Annotated in this window: 16 protein-coding genes; 13 read left to right on the forward strand and 3 right to left on the reverse strand. The window is 67.7% G+C overall.

The genetic code is table 11. The features are described 5' to 3' along the window. Window positions 1-42 precede the first annotated feature (42 nt). Entirely contained in the window at window positions 43-363 is a 321-nt protein-coding gene (locus LMJ29_RS03640) for an RnfH family protein (protein WP_229604135.1), read from the reverse strand. Further along, entirely contained in the window at window positions 356-790 is a 435-nt protein-coding gene (locus LMJ29_RS03645; protein WP_229604137.1) for a type II toxin-antitoxin system RatA family toxin, read from the reverse strand. Before LMJ29_RS03645 ends, LMJ29_RS03640 begins: the two co-directional genes overlap by 8 nt. Window positions 791-906: 116 nt before the next feature. Here LMJ29_RS03645 and smpB point away from each other — a divergent pair, with 116 nt between their 5' ends. Then, the gene (smpB, locus tag LMJ29_RS03650) at window positions 907-1,389 is read left to right on the forward strand and encodes an SsrA-binding protein SmpB (RefSeq protein ID WP_229604139.1); all 483 of its coding nucleotides are present in this window, start codon (window positions 907-909) and stop codon (window positions 1,387-1,389) included. Between the two features lie 51 nt (window positions 1,390-1,440). On the opposite strand, the gene LMJ29_RS03655 is transcribed toward smpB, so the two are convergent. Further along, window positions 1,441-2,208 carry a GntR family transcriptional regulator gene (locus LMJ29_RS03655; protein ID WP_229604141.1) on the reverse strand — a complete coding sequence of 256 codons (768 nt, stop codon included), beginning with the start codon at window positions 2,206-2,208 and terminating at the stop codon, window positions 1,441-1,443. A 302-nt stretch (window positions 2,209-2,510) separates the two neighbouring features. Here LMJ29_RS03655 and LMJ29_RS03660 point away from each other — a divergent pair, with 302 nt between their 5' ends. The 12 genes from LMJ29_RS03660 to nuoH all read left to right on the forward strand — a co-directional run bounded on the left by LMJ29_RS03660 (window position 2,511) and on the right by nuoH (window position 18,977). Next, window positions 2,511-4,199 carry a lactate permease LctP family transporter gene (locus LMJ29_RS03660; RefSeq protein ID WP_229604143.1) on the forward strand — a complete coding sequence of 563 codons (1,689 nt, stop codon included), beginning with the start codon at window positions 2,511-2,513 and terminating at the stop codon, window positions 4,197-4,199. Between the two features lie 81 nt (window positions 4,200-4,280). Beyond that, window positions 4,281-5,105, forward strand: a complete 825-nt coding sequence (locus LMJ29_RS03665; RefSeq protein ID WP_229604145.1) for a (Fe-S)-binding protein — start codon at window positions 4,281-4,283, stop codon at window positions 5,103-5,105. Continuing rightward, window positions 5,102-6,544, forward strand: a complete 1,443-nt coding sequence (locus tag LMJ29_RS03670) for a LutB/LldF family L-lactate oxidation iron-sulfur protein (RefSeq protein ID WP_229604147.1) — start codon at window positions 5,102-5,104, stop codon at window positions 6,542-6,544. Before LMJ29_RS03665 ends, LMJ29_RS03670 begins: the two co-directional genes overlap by 4 nt. Then, window positions 6,544-7,215 (forward strand): LutC/YkgG family protein, encoded by a 672-nt coding sequence (locus LMJ29_RS03675; protein ID WP_229604149.1) that lies wholly within the window; start codon window positions 6,544-6,546, stop codon window positions 7,213-7,215. The genes LMJ29_RS03670 and LMJ29_RS03675 overlap by 1 nt, the downstream gene beginning before the upstream one ends. Further along, window positions 7,212-10,040, forward strand: coding sequence for an FAD-binding and (Fe-S)-binding domain-containing protein (locus LMJ29_RS03680; protein WP_229604151.1), 2,829 nt, complete (start codon window positions 7,212-7,214; stop codon window positions 10,038-10,040). The genes LMJ29_RS03675 and LMJ29_RS03680 overlap by 4 nt, the downstream gene beginning before the upstream one ends. Window positions 10,041-10,309: 269 nt before the next feature. Further along, window positions 10,310-10,723, forward strand: a complete 414-nt coding sequence (locus tag LMJ29_RS03685) for an NADH-quinone oxidoreductase subunit A (protein ID WP_229604153.1) — start codon at window positions 10,310-10,312, stop codon at window positions 10,721-10,723. A gap of 10 nt (window positions 10,724-10,733) precedes the next feature. Further along, entirely contained in the window at window positions 10,734-11,411 is a 678-nt protein-coding gene (locus LMJ29_RS03690) for an NADH-quinone oxidoreductase subunit B (RefSeq protein WP_090351601.1), read from the forward strand. 58 nt (window positions 11,412-11,469) lie between these two features. Next, the gene (nuoC, locus tag LMJ29_RS03695; protein ID WP_229604155.1) at window positions 11,470-13,251 is read left to right on the forward strand and encodes an NADH-quinone oxidoreductase subunit C/D; all 1,782 of its coding nucleotides are present in this window, start codon (window positions 11,470-11,472) and stop codon (window positions 13,249-13,251) included. Window positions 13,252-13,268: 17 nt separating this feature from the next. After that, a complete protein-coding gene (gene nuoE, locus LMJ29_RS03700; protein WP_229604372.1) occupies window positions 13,269-13,769 on the forward strand; it encodes an NADH-quinone oxidoreductase subunit NuoE in 501 nt (166 codons plus the stop codon). Next, window positions 13,766-15,118, forward strand: a complete 1,353-nt coding sequence (gene nuoF / locus LMJ29_RS03705) for an NADH-quinone oxidoreductase subunit NuoF (RefSeq protein WP_229604157.1) — start codon at window positions 13,766-13,768, stop codon at window positions 15,116-15,118. The genes nuoE and nuoF overlap by 4 nt, the downstream gene beginning before the upstream one ends. Before the next feature lie 149 nt (window positions 15,119-15,267). Then, on the forward strand, window positions 15,268-17,991 hold the full coding sequence (gene nuoG, locus LMJ29_RS03710) for an NADH-quinone oxidoreductase subunit NuoG (RefSeq protein WP_229604158.1): 2,724 nt from the start codon (window positions 15,268-15,270) through the stop codon (window positions 17,989-17,991). Beyond that, on the forward strand, window positions 17,988-18,977 hold the full coding sequence (gene nuoH / locus LMJ29_RS03715) for an NADH-quinone oxidoreductase subunit NuoH (protein ID WP_229604160.1): 990 nt from the start codon (window positions 17,988-17,990) through the stop codon (window positions 18,975-18,977). The genes nuoG and nuoH overlap by 4 nt, the downstream gene beginning before the upstream one ends. The last annotated feature ends 3 nt before the right edge of the window (window positions 18,978-18,980 follow it).

Below are 18,980 nucleotides of genomic sequence, written 5' to 3' on the forward strand. Positions count from 1 at the left end.
CGAGCAACGCTCGGGCTTTTTCGTTTCACGTCGCCGGCCGATTCATCCGCCCTCGCCCGCCCTGGCCCTGCTCAGTTTGGCCGCGCGCTGCTTGCGCGCCTCCTTGGGATCGGCGATCAGCGGCCGGTAGATCTCCACTCGCTCGCCGTCCTTCAGCACGCGCTCCTCGGGCCTGGCCACCGCCTTGCCGAAGATTCCCATGGGCGCCCCATCCAGCTCCAGCCCCGGAAACAGGCTGGCGATCCCCGAGCGCTCGACCGCCTCGCGCATGGTGGTGCCGTAGGGCACGCTCAGGCGCAGCAGCTTCTGCTTGTCGGCCAAGGCGTAGACCACCTCGACGGCGATGGTGTCCGGCCTATCCATAGAGCTGCTTGGCCCGCTGGCAGAAGGCGTCGACCATGGTGGTGGCGGCCTGGTTGAACAGCGGGCCGAGGGTGGCCTTGACCAGCGCGCCGGAGTAGTCGAAGGTCAGGTCGAGACTGATCTTGCAGGCGCTGTCGCTCAGCGCCTGGAAGGTCCACACCCCGTACAGGGCGCTGAACGGCCCCTGCTCCAGCTTCATCTCGATCGACTCGCCCGGCGTCAGGGTGTTGCTGGTGGTGAACTGCTGGCTGATTCCGGCGCGCCCGACCTTGAGCGTGGCGCGCATGCGCTCGGGCGTGCGCTCCAGTACCTCGCTGGCCGTGCACCAGGGCAGGAACTGCGGGTAGCTGGCCACGTCGTTGACCAGGTCGTAGAGCGCCTGCGCGGGATACGGCAGCAGGGCCGAGCGTTGGATGTGCGTGCTCATGGGGACTCGCCGGAAGTTTGCGCATATTGTCCGGATTTCGCCGCAGCGGCTCAAGCCGCGCACCGCCCGCAAGACACATGGCGCCGCGGCAGGCAAATCCCTATAATGCGCCGCCTATGGCTAAACAGAAAAAACACCCCGCCGGCAGCATCGCCCTCAACAAGAAGGCCCTGCACGACTACCACATCGAACAACGCTTCGAGGCCGGCGTCTCCCTGGTCGGTTGGGAGATCAAGAGTCTGCGCGCAGGCAAGGGCCAGCTCACCGACAGCTACGTGCTGCTCAAGGACGGCGAGGCCTGGCTGCTCGGCAGCCACATCACCCCGCTGAGCGCGGCCAGCACCCACGTCATCGCCGACCCGACCCGCACCCGCAAGCTGCTGCTGCACAAGCAGGAGCTCGGCAAGCTGTTCGGCGCCGTGCAGCAGAAGGGCTACGCCTGCGTCGCCCTGTCGCTGTACTGGAAGAAGCACCTGGTCAAGTGCGAGATCGCCCTGGCCAAGGGCAAGAAGGAATTCGACAAGCGCGCCGTGGAAAAGGAACGCGACTCCAACCGCGAGATCCAGCGCGCCGTGCGCAGTAAGGGCAAGGACGACTGATCCTGCCGGGCGCCGACCGTTCTCGCCGGCGCCCTCCCTCCCCGCCTATCGCTACAACCCCTGCCGCCGCCGCGCCCGCGCCTCGCGACGCGCCTCCTGCTGCACCTCGGCCAGCACTTCCTGCACGTAGTGGATGTGCTGGCTGGAAATTTCCCGCGCCACTTCGGCACGCCCTTCGATGATCGCCTCGTACAGTTCGCGGTGTTGCTGCATCAGCATCTCGCGGGTTTCGCCACGCTGCGCGTACATGCCGCCGATATTGGTCACCACGTTGCGCTTGAGCAGATCGAACAGCCCCTTGATGGTGTGCAGCAGCACGGCGTTGTGGCTGGCCTCGGCGATCGCCAGGTGGAAGTTGGCATCGGCCAGGCCTTCCTCGGCGCCGCCGCCCGGCACCGGCGCGGCATAGCAGGCCTGCAGCCGTTCGAAGGCGTCGCGCAGGCGGGTGTGATCGAGCGGCGTGGCGCGCTGCGCGGCGTAGAAGGCGCAGGCACCCTCCAGGGTGTGGCGGAACTCCAGCAGATCGCGCTGCGCCTCGCCGCTGGTTTCCAGCAGTTGCAGCAGCGGATCGCTGAACGCCGAACCGAGCCCTTCGGCCACGTAGGTGCCGCCGCCCTGGCGGCTGACCAGCAGGCCGCGCGCCGCCAGCTTCTGGATCGCCTCGCGCAGCGACGGGCGCGATACGCCGAACTGCTCGGCCAATGCGCGCTCCGCCGGCAGGCGTTCGCCGGCCTTGAGCGAGCCTTCGAGGATCATCGCCTCGAGGCGCTCGACGATGTCATCCGACAGACGGCGCTGCCGAAGCGGACCAAACCCCATCACTGAATCTCCACTGGTTTGACCAGCGCGCCGGCCCTCTGCCGCGCTATCCGGTCGTCTTGCGACCACAGCCTACCCAGCCACCCCACCCCCTGCAACCGCGGCGCGGCGAGCATACCCACGACGAAAGTCGCAAGCGGGCAAATTGACACAGGCCTGCTCAAAAATTAATCTTCCTTCGCGCTGCTGTAAATTGGTATTACCAATATTCGCCCAAGCCGCCCCGGAACCCCCATCCCGGACCCCGGCCAACGCGTTCCAGCGCTGCAGCCGCACCCAACAACAATCAAGGGGAATCCCTCATGCAAGCCTGGCAACAGCTCTATACCCCGCTTGGCAGCCTCGGCCTGTCGGCACTCGCCGCCCTGATCCCGATCGTGTTCTTCTTCCTGGCCCTGGCGGTGTTCCGCCTCAAGGGCCACGTCGCCGGCACCATCACCCTCGCCCTGTCGATCCTGGTGGCCATCTTCGCCTACGGCATGCCCGCCGACATGGCCTTCGCCGCCGCCGGCTACGGCTTCATCTACGGCCTGTGGCCGATCGCCTGGATCATCGTCGCCGCGGTATTCCTCTACAAACTCACGGTGAAGAGCGGCCAGTTCGAGGTGATCCGCAGCTCGGTGCTGTCGGTCACCGACGACCAGCGCCTGCAAGTGCTGCTGATCGGCTTCTCCTTCGGCGCCTTCCTCGAAGGCGCGGCCGGCTTCGGCGCCCCGGTGGCGATCACCGCCGCCCTGCTGGTCGGCCTCGGCCTCAACCCGCTGTACGCCGCCGGCCTGTGCCTGATCGCCAACACCGCTCCGGTGGCCTTCGGCGCCTTGGGCATCCCGATCACCGTGGCCGGCCAGGTCACCGGCATCGACCCCTTCAAGATCGGCGCCATGACCGGCCGTCAGCTGCCGCTGCTGTCGATCATCGTGCCGTTCTGGCTGGTGGCGATGATGGACGGCTGGCGCGGCGTCAAGGAAACCTGGCCGGCCGCGCTGGTCGCCGGCGCCAGCTTCGCCGTCACCCAGTACTTCACTTCCAACTTCATGGGCCCGGAACTGCCGGACATCACCTCGGCGCTGGTCAGCCTGGTGTGCCTCACCGCCTTCCTGAAGGTCTGGCAGCCCAAGCGCGCAGAGAGCGCCCAGGTGGTCGGCATGACCGCCGGCGGCGCCGCGGTGATGGGCGGCTTCGGTGGTCCGCGCAACACCACTCCGTCGCCGTACAGCACCGCCCAGATCATCAAGGCCTGGTCGCCGTTCCTGATCCTCACCGCGATGGTCACCGTGTGGACCCTGAAGCCGTTCAAGGCGATGTTCGCCGCCGACGGCGCCCTGCACGACTGGGTGTTCTACTTCGCCATCCCGCACCTCGACCAGCTGGTGATGAAGGGCGCGCCGATCGTCGCCAAGGCCACCGCCATCCCCGCCGTGTTCAAGCTCGACCCGGTATCGGCCACCGGCACCGCGATCTTCCTGTCCGCACTGCTGTCGATGATCGTGCTCAAGGTCAACGCCAAAGATGGTCTGACCAGTTTCAAGGAAACCCTGGTCGAACTGCGCTGGCCGATCCTCTCCATCGGCATGGTGCTGGCCTTCGCCTTCGTCACCAACTTCTCCGGCATGTCCAGCACCCTGGCGCTGGTACTGGCCGGCACCGGCGTGGCGTTCCCGTTCTTCTCGCCGCTGCTCGGCTGGCTGGGCGTGTTCCTGACCGGCTCGGACACCTCGTCCAACGCCCTGTTCGGCTCGCTCCAGGCCACCACCGCGCACCAGATCGGCGTCAACGACACCCTGCTGGTGGCCGCCAACACTAGCGGCGGCGTGACCGGCAAGATGATCTCGCCGCAATCCATCGCCGTGGCCTGCGCCGCCACCGGCATGGTCGGCAAGGAGTCGGACCTGTTCCGCTTCACCCTCAAGCACAGCCTGATCTTCGCCACCTTCGTCGGTCTGATCACCCTGGCCCAGGCCTACGTGTTCACCGGCATGCTGGTGCACTAAGACTGTCAGCTGAAGCACGCAGCGCCGGGGTCTCCCCGGCGTCTGCCATTCGATAACCGGGCCCACCCGGAGGCATGCCTGATGAGCGACCTGTTCTACGACGCCGCACCCAACGCCACCCGCGTGGCGCCGCCGCTGCCGACGCCACGCCAGTACCCGGCGCACAAGCCGGCCAACGTCTATCTGTTCGGCACCTGCGTGCTCGACCTGTTCTTCCCCGAGGCCGGGATGGACGCCATCCGCCTGCTCGAGCGCGAGGGCATCCGCGTGCACTTCCCGCAGGCGCAGAGTTGCTGCGGCCAGCCGGCCTACACCTCCGGCTACACCGACGAGGCCCGCGAGGTGGCGCGCGCCCAGCTCGCGCTGTTCGAGCAGGACTGGCCGCTGGTGGTGCCGTCCGGCTCCTGCGCCGGGATGGTCCGCCATCACTACGCCGAGCTGTTCAAGGACGAGCCGGAAACCCTGGCCCGCGCTCGGGCATTGGCCGAGCGCACCTTCGAGCTGGCCGAGTTCCTTCTTTATATCTGCAAGGTCGAATTCCAGGACCAGGGTGCGCCGACCCGCATCGCCCTGCACACCTCCTGCTCGGCGCGCCGCGAGATGAACACCCACCTGCACGGCCGCGCCCTGCTCGCCCAGCTGACCGGGGTCGAGCGCGTCGACCACGACCACGAGAGCGAGTGCTGCGGCTTCGGCGGCACCTTCAGCGTGCGCATGCCGGACATCTCCGGCGCCATGGTCGCCGACAAGACCCGCGCCCTGCGGGAGTCCGGCGCCGCCCAGGTGATCAGCGCCGACTGCGGCTGCCTGCTCAACATCAACGGCGCCTTCGAGAAGCAGAACGCCGCGCTGCGCGGCCAGCACCTGGCCAGCTTCCTCTGGCAACGTACCGGAGGTGGCCGATGAGCCAGCGCATCCCGGCGGTCGAAATTCCCAGCCGCGAACTCAAGCACAACGCCCACGACGCACTGCAGGACCGCCAGCTGCGCGGCAATATGCGCAAGGCCATGGACTCGCTGATGGCCAAGCGCCTGGCGTCGATGCCCGACGATTTCGAGCGCGAACACCTGCGCGAGATGGGCAACCATGTGCGCGCCCGCGCGCTGTCCCAGCTGCCCGACCTGCTCGAGCGGCTGGAAACCAACCTGACCCGCAACGGTGTGAAAGTGCACTGGGCGGAGACGGTGGACGAGGCCAACGCCATCGTCCTGTCGATCATCCGCGCTCACGAGGCGCGGCAAGTGATCAAAGGCAAATCGATGGTCAGCGAAGAGATGGACATGAACCATGTGCTGGAGGCCGAGGGCATCGAAGCCCTGGAGTCCGACATGGGCGAGTACATCATCCAGCTCGACCACGAGAAGCCCACCCACATCATCATGCCGGCGATCCACAAGAACGCCAAACAGGTCGCGTCCTTGTTCCACGACAAGCTCGGGGAAGCCTACACCGAGGACGTCGACCAGCTGATCCAGACCGGCCGCCGCGTGCTGCGCCAGAAGTTCTTCGAGGCCGACATCGGCGTCTCCGGGGTCAACTTCGCGGTGGCCGAGACCGGCACTCTGCTGCTGGTCGAGAACGAAGGCAACGGCCGCATGTCGACCACCGTGCCGCCGGTGCATATCGCCGTCACCGGGATAGAAAAGGTCGTCGAGAACCTGCGCGACGTGGTGCCGCTGCTCTCCTTGCTGACCCGCTCGGCGCTCGGCCAGGGCATCACCACCTACGTCAACATGATCTCCGGGCCGCGCAAGAGCGACGAACTGGACGGCCCGCGGGAAGTCCACCTGGTGCTGCTCGACAACGGCCGCAGCCAGGCCTTCGCCGACGGCGAGCTGCGCCAGACCCTCAACTGCATCCGCTGCGGCGCCTGCATGAACCACTGCCCGGTGTACACCCGCATCGGCGGCCAGGCCTACGGCACCGTGTACCCGGGACCGATCGGCAAGATCATCTCGCCGCACCTGATGGGCCTGGAAAACACCCCGGACCATCCGTCCGCCTCCTCGCTGTGCGGCGCCTGCGGCGAGGTCTGCCCGGTGAAGATCCCGATCCCCGCGCTGCTGCGCCGCCTGCGCGAAGAGAACGTGAAGAGCCCGGACGACCCGCACAAGGTAATGCGCGGCCAGGGCAGCAAGTACTCGGCCAGCGAGCGTCTGCTGTGGAAGGGCTGGCGCCTGCTCAACACCAGCCCGCTGGCGTACCGCGCCTTCGGCCTGCTGGCCACCCGCCTGCGCGGCCTGACGCCGAACCAGCTCGGCCCGTGGACGCAGCACCACAGCGCACCGAAACCGGCCGCCCGCTCGCTGCACGAGCTGGCCCGCGAGCACCTGGAGGGCAAGTGATGTCTGCCAAAGCCAATATCCTCGCCAAGCTGCGCAACAGCCTGGCCGGAACCCAGCCGATCGCCGACGACTACGACGTCGCCCTGGTGACCGAGCCGTGGCGCTATCCGGCCGGCGAGCGCATCAGTCGCCTGCGCCAGCTGATGGAAGCGGTGCACACCGAAACCCACCTGACCACGACGACCGACTGGCCGGCGCTGGTCGAGCGGCTGCTGGCGGTCAGGCAGCTGCCCAGCCTGCTGATCGCCCCGGGCACACCGCACGGCGCGCAGCTCGCCGCGCACTTCGCCGGGCGCCCGGGACTGCCGGTGCTCAAGGCCTACGACCGCCCGGTCGAAGAATGGAAGGCCGAACTGTTCGACGACACCCCGGCCAGCCTGACCGGCACCCTCGGCGCCATCGCCGCCACCGGCAGCCTGATCCTCTGGCCGGACCGCCATGAGCCGCGCCTGATGAGCCTGGTGCCGCCGGTGCACTTCGCCCTGCTCAAGGCCAGCCAGATTCGCGACAACCTCTACGAGGTGATGCAGGAGCAGCGCTGGGCCGCCGGCATGCCGACCAACGCCCTGCTGGTGTCCGGGCCGTCGAAGACCGCCGACATCGAGCAGGTGCTGGCCTACGGAGCCCACGGCCCCAAAGATCTTATCGTGCTGATCCTGGAGGACGCATGAGCCTGCCGGCTTCCTTTATTGACGCCGTCGAGCGGCTGATCCCGCGCGAGCGACGCTTCGACGACCCGCTGTCCACCCTGGCCTTCGGCACCGACGCCAGCTTCTACCGGCTGATTCCCAAGCTGGTGCTGCGTGTCGAGTCGGAAGCCGAGGTGGTCGAACTGCTCAAGCTGGCCTCGGCCTCCCAGGTCCCGGTGACCTTCCGCGCCGCCGGCACCAGCCTGTCCGGCCAGGCGATCAGCGACTCGGTGCTGCTGGTCCTCGGCGACAACTGGAACGGCCGCGACGTCCGCGCCGGCGGCATGCAGATCCGCCTGCAGCCGGGGGTGATCGGCGCCAACGCCAACGCCGTGCTGGCGCCCTTGCAGCGCAAGATCGGCCCCGATCCGGCTTCGATCAACGCGGCGAAGATCGGCGGCATCGTCGCCAACAACTCCAGCGGCATGTGCTGCGGCACCGCGCAGAACAGCTACAAGACCCTCGCCGGCCTGCGCCTGGTGCTGGCCGACGGCAGCGTGGTGGACAGCGAGGACCCGGTCAGCGTGGCCGCCTTCCGCCAGAGCCACGCCGCACTGCTCGCCGAACTGGCCGAACTGGGCCGGCAGACCCGCGCCAACACCGCGCTGGCCGACAAGATCCGTCACAAATACCGGCTGAAGAACACCACCGGCTTCTCGCTCAACGCGCTGGTCGACTTCGACGAGCCGCTGGACATCCTCAACCACCTGATGGTCGGCTCGGAGGGCACGCTGGGCTTTATCAGCGCGGTGACCTACCACACCGTGCCGGACTACCCGCACAAGGCCAGCGCGCTGATCGTCTTCCCCGACGTGGAGAACTGCTGCCGCGCGGTGCCGGTGCTCAAGCAGCAGCCGGTCTCCGCGGTGGAGCTGCTCGACCGCCGCAGTCTGCGCTCGGTGGAGAACATGAAGGGCATGCCGGTCTGGGTGAAGGCGCTGTCGGGCGGTGCCTGCGCGCTCTTGATCGAATCGCGCGCCGCCAGCCAGAGCCTGCTGCACGAGCAGATCGCGCAGATCATGGCGTCCATCGCCCACTTCCCGGTGGAGAAGCAGGTCGACTTCAGCGAGGACCCGGTCGTCTACAACCAGCTGTGGAAGATCCGCAAGGACACCTTCCCGGCGGTCGGCGCGGTACGCCAGACCGGCACCACGGTGATCATCGAGGACGTCACCTTCCCGGTCGAGCGCCTTGCCGACGGCGTCAACCGCCTGCTCGAGCTGCTCGACAAGCACCGCTACGACGAGGCGATCCTGTTCGGCCACGCCCTGGAGGGCAACCTGCACTTCGTGTTCACCCAGGGCTTCGACGATCCCGCCCAGGTGGCGCGCTATGAAGCGTTCATGGGCGAGGTGGCGCAGCTGGTGGCGGTGGAGTTCGGCGGCGCGCTGAAGGCCGAGCACGGCACCGGGCGCAACATGGCGCCCTTCGTCGAGCTGGAGTGGGGCGAAGAGGCCTACCGGCTGATGTGGCAGATCAAGCGCCTGCTCGACCCCAGAGGCATCCTCAACCCCGACGTGGTGCTCTCGGCGGACCCCGAGATCCACCTGAAGAACCTCAAGCCGCTGCCGGCCGCCGACGAGATCGTCGACAAGTGCATCGAGTGCGGCTTCTGCGAGCCGGTGTGCCCGTCGCGCGGACTGACCCTGACGCCGCGCCAGCGCATCGTCATCTGGCGCGACATCCAGGCGCGCAAGCGCGCCGGCATCGACACCAGCGAACTGGAGCGCGCCTACCACTACCACGGCCTCGACACCTGCGCCGCCACCGGGCTGTGCGCGCAGCGCTGCCCGGTCGGCATCAACACCGGCGACCTGGTGCGCAAGCTGCGCGCCGCCGAGGCCGACCATGCCGGCACCGCGACCTGGCTGGCGGGGCATTTCGCCACCGTGCTGCAAGGCACCCGCCTGACCCTGGCCGCCGCCGACGCGGCGCGCCGTCTGCTCGGCGCGCCGCGCCTGGCTGCGCTCAGCGCCGGCCTGCGCCGGCTGTCCGGCGAGCGTCTGCCGCAATGGACGCCCGCCATGCCGCAGCCGGTGCGCCTGGCGCTGCCGGCCGCGCAGCAAGTGACTGAAAAACCGCGGGTGGTCTATCTGGCCGCCTGCGTATCGCGCGCCATGGGTCCGGCGGCGGGCGATGCCGAACAGGTGCCGCTGCTCGATAAGACCCGTGCGCTGCTGGAGAAGGCCGGCTTCCAGGTGGTGTTCCCGAGCGAGCTGGACAACCTGTGCTGCGGCCAGCCGTTCGCCTCCAAGGGCTACCCCGAGCAGGCCGAGGCCAAGCGCCGCGAGCTGATCGACGCGCTGGTGCAGGCCAGCCGCGGCGGTCTCGATCCGATCTACTGCGACACCAGCCCGTGCACCCTGCGCCTGGTGCAGGACCTCACCGACGCACGGCTGAAGGTCTACGACCCGGTGAAGTTCATCCGCGAGCACCTGCTCGAGCGCCTGGAGTTCACCCCGCAGACCGAACCGGTGGCGGTGCACGTCACCTGCAGCACCCAGCACCTGGGCGAGGCGCAGGGGCTGATCGATATCGTCAGCCGCTGTACGAGCCAGGTGGTGGTACCGGAGGGTATCCACTGCTGCGGCTTCGCCGGCGACAAGGGCTTCAACGTCCCCGAGCTGAACAGCCATGCGCTGCGCTCGCTGAAGGACGCGGTGCAGCAGTGCGGCGAGGGCGTCTCCACCAGTCGCACCTGCGAGATCGGCCTGTCGAGCCACAGCGGCATCGACTATCACGGCCTGGTCTACCTGGTGGACCGGGTGACCCGCGCCAGGGGCGCCGCCCTGCGCGCCGGGGCCTGAGCCAGCTTCCCGTTCAAGGTCGTGCCATGCACGTTTGGCCCCGCTCCGGCGGGGCCTTTTTTATCCGCGCACCGCTGATCTGGGTCAAGCGCGGCAAGGATTGTTCCCCGCCCTGCAATAGATAATCCCAACGGATAAATTTACTTACGAAGTGAGGAAGCCTACAATTGCGGCAATTTTTCCCGGGCGTGACAAACTGCCGCAGCGCTGCCTGGCGCCGTCAAGGCTAACCCCCACGCCATGTCCCAGATTTTCGAAGAGTGCCCGGCATGACCGAATCGAGCGCATTGCTTGCCCACAACTGGAGTTTCGCCGTCTTCCTGCTCGGCGTCTTCGGCCTGATCGCCTTCATGCTCGGCGTTTCCAGCCTGCTCGGCAGCCGCGCCTGGGGGCGCAGCAAGAACGAGCCGTTCGAGGCCGGCGTGGTGCCCACCGGCAGCGCCCGTCTGCGCCTGTCCGCCAAATTCTATCTGGTCGCGATGCTGTTCGTGATCTTCGACGTTGAAGCCCTCTTCCTCTTTGCCTGGTCCGTCTCCGTACGCGAAAGCGGCTGGGCCGGCCTCATCGAAGCTACCGTTTTCATAGCAATTCTGTTGGCAGGTCTTGTCTATCTTTGGCGTATCGGCGCGCTCGACTGGGCGCCCGCAGCACGTCGTGAGCGGCAGGCGAAGCTGAAACAATGAGGCTTTGGCAATGCGATATGAACTTACCCGGATCGATCCGGATGCGGTCAACGACCAGTATCCGATCGGCCAGCGGGAGACCGTTTCCGATTCCCAGCTAGAAGACCAGGTGCACAAGAGCGTCTTCATGGGCAAGCTGGAAGACGTCCTGCACAAGGCCGTCAACTGGGGGCGCAAGAACTCCCTGTGGCCGTACAACTTCGGCCTCTCCTGCTGCTACGTGGAGATGACCACCGCCTTCACCGCGCCCCATGACATCGCCCGCTTCGGCGCCGAGGTGATCCGTGCCTCACCGCGCCAGGCCGACTTCATGGTCGTGGCCGGCACCTGCTTCGTGAAGATGGCGCCGGTCATCCAGCGCCTGTACGAGCAGATGCTGGAGCCCAAGTGGGTCATTTCCATGGGTGCATGCGCCAACTCCGGCGGCATGTACGACATCTACTCGGTCGTCCAGGGGGTGGACAAGTTCCTGCCCGTGGACGTCTACGTTCCCGGCTGCCCGCCCCGTCCCGAGGCGTTCCTGCAGGCGCTGATGCTGCTGCAGGACTCCATCGGCGAGGAGCGTCGTCCGCTCTCCTGGGTGGTTGGCGACCAGGGCATCTACCGCGCCGAAATGCCGGCGCAGCGTGACGTCCGCCGTGAACAGCGCATCCAGGTAACCAACCTGCGCAGCCCCGACGAAGTATGAGCCCCCGCCCGCCGCACGGCGGGCGCGCCCATCCGTTGACCGACAGCGACCGAGAATCATGACTGCAGACACCGCTCTGTCCGTTCCGCCGTACAAGGCCGATGACCAGGACATCGTCATCGAATTGCAGGCGCGCTTTGGCGCCGGCACCTTCACCATCCAATCCACCCGGACCGGCATGCCGGTGCTCTGGGTGCCGCGTGCGCGCCTGATCGAGGTGCTCACCTTCCTGCGCCAGGTCAGCAAGCCCTACGTGATGCTCTACGACCTGCACGGCGTCGACGAGCGCCTGCGCACCCAGCGCCGCGGCCTGCCCGCCGCCGACTTCAGCGTGTTCTACCACCTGATCTCGATGGAGCGGAACAGCGACGTGATGATCAAGGTCGCCTTGAGCGAAGGCGACCTCAACGTACCGACTGCCAGCAGCATCTGGCCCAACGCCAACTGGTACGAGCGCGAGGTCTGGGACCTCTACGGCATCACCTTCACCGGCCACCCGCACCTCAGCCGCCTGCTGATGCCGCCGACCTGGGAAGGCCACCCGCTGCGCAAGGACTATCCGGCGCGCGCCACCGAATTCGACCCGTTCAGCCTGTCCGCCGCCAAGCAGGATCTGGAGCAGGAAGCCCTGCGCTTCCGGCCCGAGGACTGGGGCATGAAACGCGGCGGCGAGCACGAGGACTACATGTTCCTCAACCTCGGCCCCAACCACCCGTCCGCCCACGGCGCGTTCCGTATCATCCTGCAGCTGGACGGCGAGGAGATCGTCGACTGCGTGCCGGAGATCGGCTACCACCACCGCGGCGCCGAGAAGATGGCCGAGCGGCAGAGCTGGCACAGCTTCATCCCCTACACCGACCGCATCGACTACCTCGGCGGGGTGATGAACAACCTGCCCTACGTGCTGGCGGTCGAGAAGCTCGCCGGCATCAAGGTACCGCAGCGCGTCGACGTGATCCGCATCATGATGGCGGAGTTCTTCCGCATCCTGAACCACCTGCTGTACCTGGGTACCTACATCCAGGACGTCGGCGCCATGACCCCGGTGTTCTTCACCTTCACCGACCGCCAGCGCGCCTACAAGGTGGTCGAGGCGATCACCGGCTTCCGCCTGCACCCGGCCTGGTACCGCATCGGCGGCGTCGCCCACGACCTGCCGCGCGGCTGGGACAAGCTGGTGCGCGAGTTCCTCGACTGGATGCCCAAGCGCCTGGTCGAGTACGAGAAGGCCGCCCTGCGCAACAGCATCCTCAAGGGCCGCACCCAGGGCGTGGCCAAGTACAACACCAAGGAAGCGCTGGAGTGGGGCGTCACCGGCGCCGGCCTGCGCGCCACCGGTTTCGATTTCGACCTGCGCAAGGCGCGTCCGTACTCCGGCTACGAGAACTTCGAGTTCGAGGTCCCGCTGGCCCACAACGGCGACGCCTACGACCGCTGCATGGTCAAGATGGGCGAAATGCGCGAGAGCCTGCGCATCATCGAGCAGTGCCTGAACAATATGCCGGAAGGCCCGTACAAGGCCGATCACCCGCTGACCACGCCGCCGCCGAAAGAGCGCACGCTGCAGCACATCGAGACCCTGATCACCCACTTCCTGCAGGTTTCCTGGGGCCCGGTCATGCCGGCCAACGAAGCCTTCCAGATGATCGAGGCGACCAAGGGCATCAACAGCTACTACCTCACCAGCGACGGCAGCACCATGAGCTACCGTACCCGGATCCGCACCCCCAGCTTCGCCCACCTGCAGCAGATCCCCGCGGTGATCCGCGGCAGCATGGTGGCGGACCTGATCGCCTATCTGGGCAGTATCGACTTCGTGATGGCTGACGTGGACCGCTGACAATGAGCCAGGCATCTATTTCTTCGCAAGACCTGATCCAAACCGACCGTTTCGCCCTGAGCGAGACCGAGCGCTCGGCCATCGAGCACGAGATGCACCACTACGAGGACCCGCGCGCGGCGTCCATCGAGGCGCTGAAGATCGTCCAGAAGCAGCGCGGCTGGGTGCCGGACGGCGCCATCTACGCGATCGCCGAGGTGCTGGGCATCCCGGCCAGCGACGTCGAGGGCGTGGCCACCTTCTACAGCCAGATCTTCCGCCAGCCGGTCGGCCGCCACATCATCCGCGTGTGCGACAGCATGACCTGCTTTATCGGCGGTCATGAGAGCGTGCTCGGCGCGATCCAGCAGCAGCTGGCCATCGCCCCCGGCCAGACCAGCAGCGATGGCCGCTTCACCCTGCTGCCGGTGTGCTGCCTGGGCAACTGCGACAAGGCCCCGGCGCTGATGATCGACGACGACACCTTCGGCAACGTGACCGCCGACGGCGTCGCCAAGCTGCTGGAGGACTACGCATGAAGACCCTGACTTCCATCGGGCCGCTCAACACGGTCGCCCGCACGCCGGAAACCCACCCGCTGACCTGGCGCCTGCGCGACGACGCCCAGCCGGTGTGGCTCGACGAATACCAGCGCAAGGACGGCTACGCCGCCGCGCGCAAGGCGCTCAAGGACATGGCCGAGGCGGACATCGTCCACGAGGTCAAGGAATCCGGCCTCAAGGGCCGTGGCGGCGCCGGCTTCCCCACCGGGGTGAAGTGGAGCCTGATGCCGGCCGACGAGTCCATCAAGACCCGCTACCTGCTGTGCAACGCGGACGAGATGGAGCCCAACACCTGGAAGGACCGCCTGCTCATGGAGCAGCTGCCGCACCTGCTGATCGAGGGCATGCTGATCAGCGCGCGCGCGCTCAAGGCCTACCGCGGCTACATCTTCCTGCGCGGCGAATACGTCGACGCCGCCGCCAACCTCAACCGCGCCATCGAGGAAGCCAAGGCCGCCGGCCTGCTCGGCAGGAACATCCTCGGCTCGGGCTTCGACTTCGAGCTGTTCGTGCATACCGGCGCGGGGCGCTACATCTGCGGCGAGGAAACCGCGCTGATCAACTCGCTGGAAGGCCGCCGCGCCAACCCGCGCGCCAAGCCGCCGTTCCCGGCGGCGGTCGGCGTATGGGGCAAGCCGACCTGCGTCAACAACGTCGAATCGCTGTGCAACGTGCCGGCGATCATCGGCAACGGCGTGCAGTGGTACCACTCGCTGGCCCGTCCGGGCAGCCACGACCACGGCACCAAGCTGATGGGCTTCTCCGGCAAGGTGAAGAACCCCGGCATCTGGGAGCTGCCGTTCGGCATCACCGCCCAGGAGCTGTTCGAGGACTACGCCGGCGGCATGCGCGACGGCTACCGGCTGAAATGCTGGCAGCCCGGCGGCGCCGGCACCGGCTTCCTGCTCCCCGAGCACCTGTCCGCGCCGATGCACAGCGCCGGCATCGCCCAGGTCGGCACCCGCATGGGCACCGGTCTGGCCCTGGCGGTCGATCACACCGTCAACATGGTCTCGCTGCTGCGCAACATGGAGGAGTTCTTCGCCCGCGAGTCGTGCGGCTGGTGCACCCCGTGCCGCGACGGCCTGCCGTGGAGCGTGAAGATGCTGCGCGCGCTGGAGCGCGGCCAGGGCAGCGCCGAGGACATCGAGACCCTGCTGGGGCTGGTCAACTTCCTCGGCCCGGGCCGTACCTTCTGCGCCCACGCACCGGGCGCGGTGGAGCCGCTGGGCAGCGCGATCAAGTACTTCCGCGAGGAGTTCGAGGCCGGCGTGGCGCCGGGCGTCGCCTCCCGCGGCGAAGCGGTACAGCTGGCCGGCGCCTGAGGCGCGGCCGCGACGAGACGACGGAGTCGGGCGGCGGGACGTTGCGCAATGCGCATTCCCCCGCTCCCGACGCCCCGCGCCGCAGGGCCGGGGCACCACGGAATTCCATTAGCCAGTCCGCTCACGCGGGCAAAGAAGAAACCTGAACCATGGCCACTATCCACGTAGACGGCAAGTCGTACGACGTCGACGGCGCAGACAACCTGTTGCAGGCCTGTCTGTCCCTCGGCCTCGACATCCCCTACTTCTGCTGGCACCCGGCGCTGGGCAGCGTCGGTGCCTGCCGCCAGTGCGCGGTGAAGCAGTACAACGACGAGAACGACACGCGCGGGCGCATCGTCATGTCCTGCATGACCCCCGCCAGCGACAAGACCTGGATCTCCATCGACGACGCGGAAGCCACGCAGTTCCGCGCCAGCGTCGTCGAATGGCTGATGACCAACCACCCGCACGACTGTCCGGTGTGCGAGGAAGGCGGTCACTGCCACCTCCAGGACATGACGGTGATGACCGGCCACAACAAGCGCCGTTATCGCTTCACCAAGCGTACCCACCAGAACCAGGACCTCGGCCCGTTCATCGCCCACGAGATGAACCGCTGCATCGCCTGCTACCGCTGCGTGCGCTACTACAAGGACTACGCCGGCGGCGAAGACCTGGGCGTCTACGGCGCCCACGACAACGTCTACTTCGGCCGCGTCGAGGACGGCGTGCTGGAGAGCGAGTTCTCCGGCAACCTGGTCGAGGTCTGCCCGACCGGCGTGTTCACCGACAAGACCCACTCCGAGCGCTACAACCGCAAGTGGGACATGCAGTTCGCGCCGAGCATCTGCCAGCAGTGCAGCGTCGGCTGCAACACCAGCCCCGGCGAGCGCTACGGCGAGATCCGTCGCATCGAGAACCGCTTCAACGGTGCGGTCAACCACTACTTCCTGTGCGATCGCGGCCGCTTCGGCTACGGCTACGTCAACCGCGAAGATCGTCCGCGCCAGCCCCTGCTGCTGAATAAAGAGCAGGGTACCCAGAAGCTGGGCATCGACGCCGCGCTGGACCAGGCCGCCGCCCTCCTCCAGGGCAAGAAGGTGATCGGCATCGGTTCGCCGCGCGCCAGCCTGGAAAGCAACTTCGCCCTGCGCGAACTGGTCGGCGCCACCAACTTCTACAGCGGCATCGCCGAAGGCGAGCTGGCCAACCTGCGCCTGATCCGCGAGTTGCTGGACGACGGTCCGCTGCCGACCCCGTCGCTGCGCGAGCTGGAAGAGTTCGACGCGGTGTTCGTGCTCGGCGAGGATCTCACCCAGACCGCGCCGCGCATCGCCCTGGCCCTGCGCCAGGCCGCCCGCGGCAAGGCCACCGAGATCGCTGCGGCGGCGAAGATCCCTGACTGGCACCAACTGGCGGTGCAGAACGTCGCGCAACATGCCCTGAACCCGCTGTTTATCGCCAGCGTCACCAGCACACGTCTGGACGACGTCGCCGAAGAGTGCGTGCACGCCGCGCCGGACGATCTGGCCCGCCTCGGCTTCGCCGTGGCCCACGCCATCGACCCGAGCGCCCCGGCCGTGGCCGGTCTGGACGGCGAGGCCGCCGCCCTGGCCGAGCGCATCGCCAGCGCCCTGATCAACGGCAAGCGTCCGCTGATCGTCGCCGGCGCCTCGCTGGGCTCGCAGGCGCTGCTCGAAGCCGCCGGCAACATCGCCAAGGCGCTGAAGAACCGCGAGAAGAACGCCGGCATCAGCCTGGTCGTCGCCGAGGCCAACAGCCTCGGCCTGAGCCTGCTGGGCGGCGACTCCGTCGAGGCCGCGCTGGACGCGCTGAGCTCCGGCCAGGCCGACGCCGTGGTGGTGCTGGAGAACGACCTATACCGCCGCGCCGCCGCCGCCAAGGTCGACGCCGCACTGGCCAAGGCCAAGGTGCTGATCGTCGCCGACCACCAGCACACCGCCACCAGCGCCCGCGCCCAGCTGGTGCTGCCGGTGGCCAGCTTCGCCGAGGGCGACGGCACCCTGGTCAGCCAGGAAGGCCGCGCCCAGCGCTTCTTCCAGGTGTTCGAACCGAGCTACTACGACAGCGAGATCCTGGTCCGCGAGGGCTGGCGCTGGCTGCACGCGCTGCACAGCACCCTCCAGGGCCAGCGCGTCGACTGGACCCAGCTCGACCAGGTCACCGCTGCCTGCGCCGCCAGCAACCCGCGCCTGGCCGCCATCGAGGGCGCCGCGCCCAAGGCCGCGTTCCGCATCAAGGGCCTCAAGCTGGCCCGCGAACCGCACCGCTACAGCGGCCGCACCTCGATGCGCGCCAACATCGACGTGCACGAGCCGCGCCAGCCGCAGGACGCCGACTCGGCGTTCGCCTTCTCCATGGAAGGCTACGCCGGCAGTGCCGAAGCCCGCCAGCAGGTGCCGTTCGCCTGGTCGCCGGGCTGGAACTCGCCGCAGGCCTGGAACAAGTTCCAGGACGAGGTCGGCGGCCATCTGCGCGCCGGCGACCCCGGCGTGCGCCTGTTCGACACCCCGGCCAACGGCCTCGGCTGGTTCGCCGTGCCGGCTGCCGCGAGCGGCGCCGCCGGACGCTGGCAGGTGGTCGCCCTGCACCACCTGTTCGGCAGCGACGAAACCTCCTCGCTCGCCGCACCGGTACAGGAGCGCATCCCGGCCGCCTACGCCGCCCTCGGCGGCGACGCCGCCGCGCGCCTGAACCTCGCCGACGGCGCGCTGCTCAGCCTGAAGGTCGACGGCCGCGAGCTGCGCCTGCCGCTCAAGGTGATCGACGAGCTGGCCGACGGCCTGCTCGGCCTGCCGGTCGGCCTCGACGGCATCCCGCCGCTGTCCGCTACGCTGTTCGCCGAAGCCCTGCAGGAGGTCGCGCAATGAGCTGGCTCACACCGGAAGTGATCGCCGTGATCGTCGGCGTGCTCAAGGCCATCGTCATCCTGCTCGCCGTGGTGGTCTGCGGCGCCTTCCTCAGCTTCGTCGAGCGTCGTCTGCTCGGCCTCTGGCAGGACCGTCACGGCCCCAACCGGGTCGGTCCGTTCGGTATCTTCCAGCTGGCCGCCGACATGCTGAAGATGTTCTTCAAGGAAGACTGGACTCCGCCGTTCGCCGACAAGCTGATCTTCACCCTGGCGCCGATCGTAGCGATGAGCGCGCTCTTGATCGCCTTCGCGGTGATCCCGGTGACCGAAACCTGGGGCGTGGCCGACCTGAACATCGGCCTGCTGTTCTTCTTCGCCATGGCCGGCCTGACCGTCTACGCGGTGCTGTTCGCCGGCTGGTCGAGCAACAACAAGTTCGCCCTGCTCGGCTCGCTGCGCGCCTCGGCGCAGACCCTCTCCTACGAGGTATTCATGGGCCTGTCGCTGATGGGCATCGTGGCGCAGGCCGGCTCGTTCAACATGCGCGACATCGTCGACTACCAGGCGCAGAACCTGTGGTTCATCATTCCGCAGTTCCTCGGCTTCTGCACCTTCTTCATCGCCGGCGTCGCGGTCACCCACCGTCACCCCTTCGACCAGCCGGAGGCCGAGCAGGAACTGGCCGACGGCTACCACATCGAGTACGCGGGGATGAAGTGGGGCATGTTCTTCGTCGGCGAGTACATCGGCATCGTGCTGGTCTCGGCGCTGCTGGTGACCCTGTTCTTCGGCGGCTGGCACGGTCCGTTCGGCATCCTGCCGCAGCTGTCGTTCGTCTGGTTCGCCCTCAAGACCTGCTTCTTCATCATGCTGTTCATCCTGCTGCGCGCGTCCATCCCGCGCCCGCGCTATGACCAGGTGATGGCCTTCGGCTGGAAGTTCTGCCTGCCGCTGACCCTGCTCAACCTGCTGGTGACCGGCGCCCTGGTGCTGGTCGCCCAGTAAGGA

Source organism: Pseudomonas oryzagri, from assembly GCF_020831405.1.
GTDB classification, from domain to species: domain Bacteria; phylum Pseudomonadota; class Gammaproteobacteria; order Pseudomonadales; family Pseudomonadaceae; genus Geopseudomonas; species Geopseudomonas oryzagri.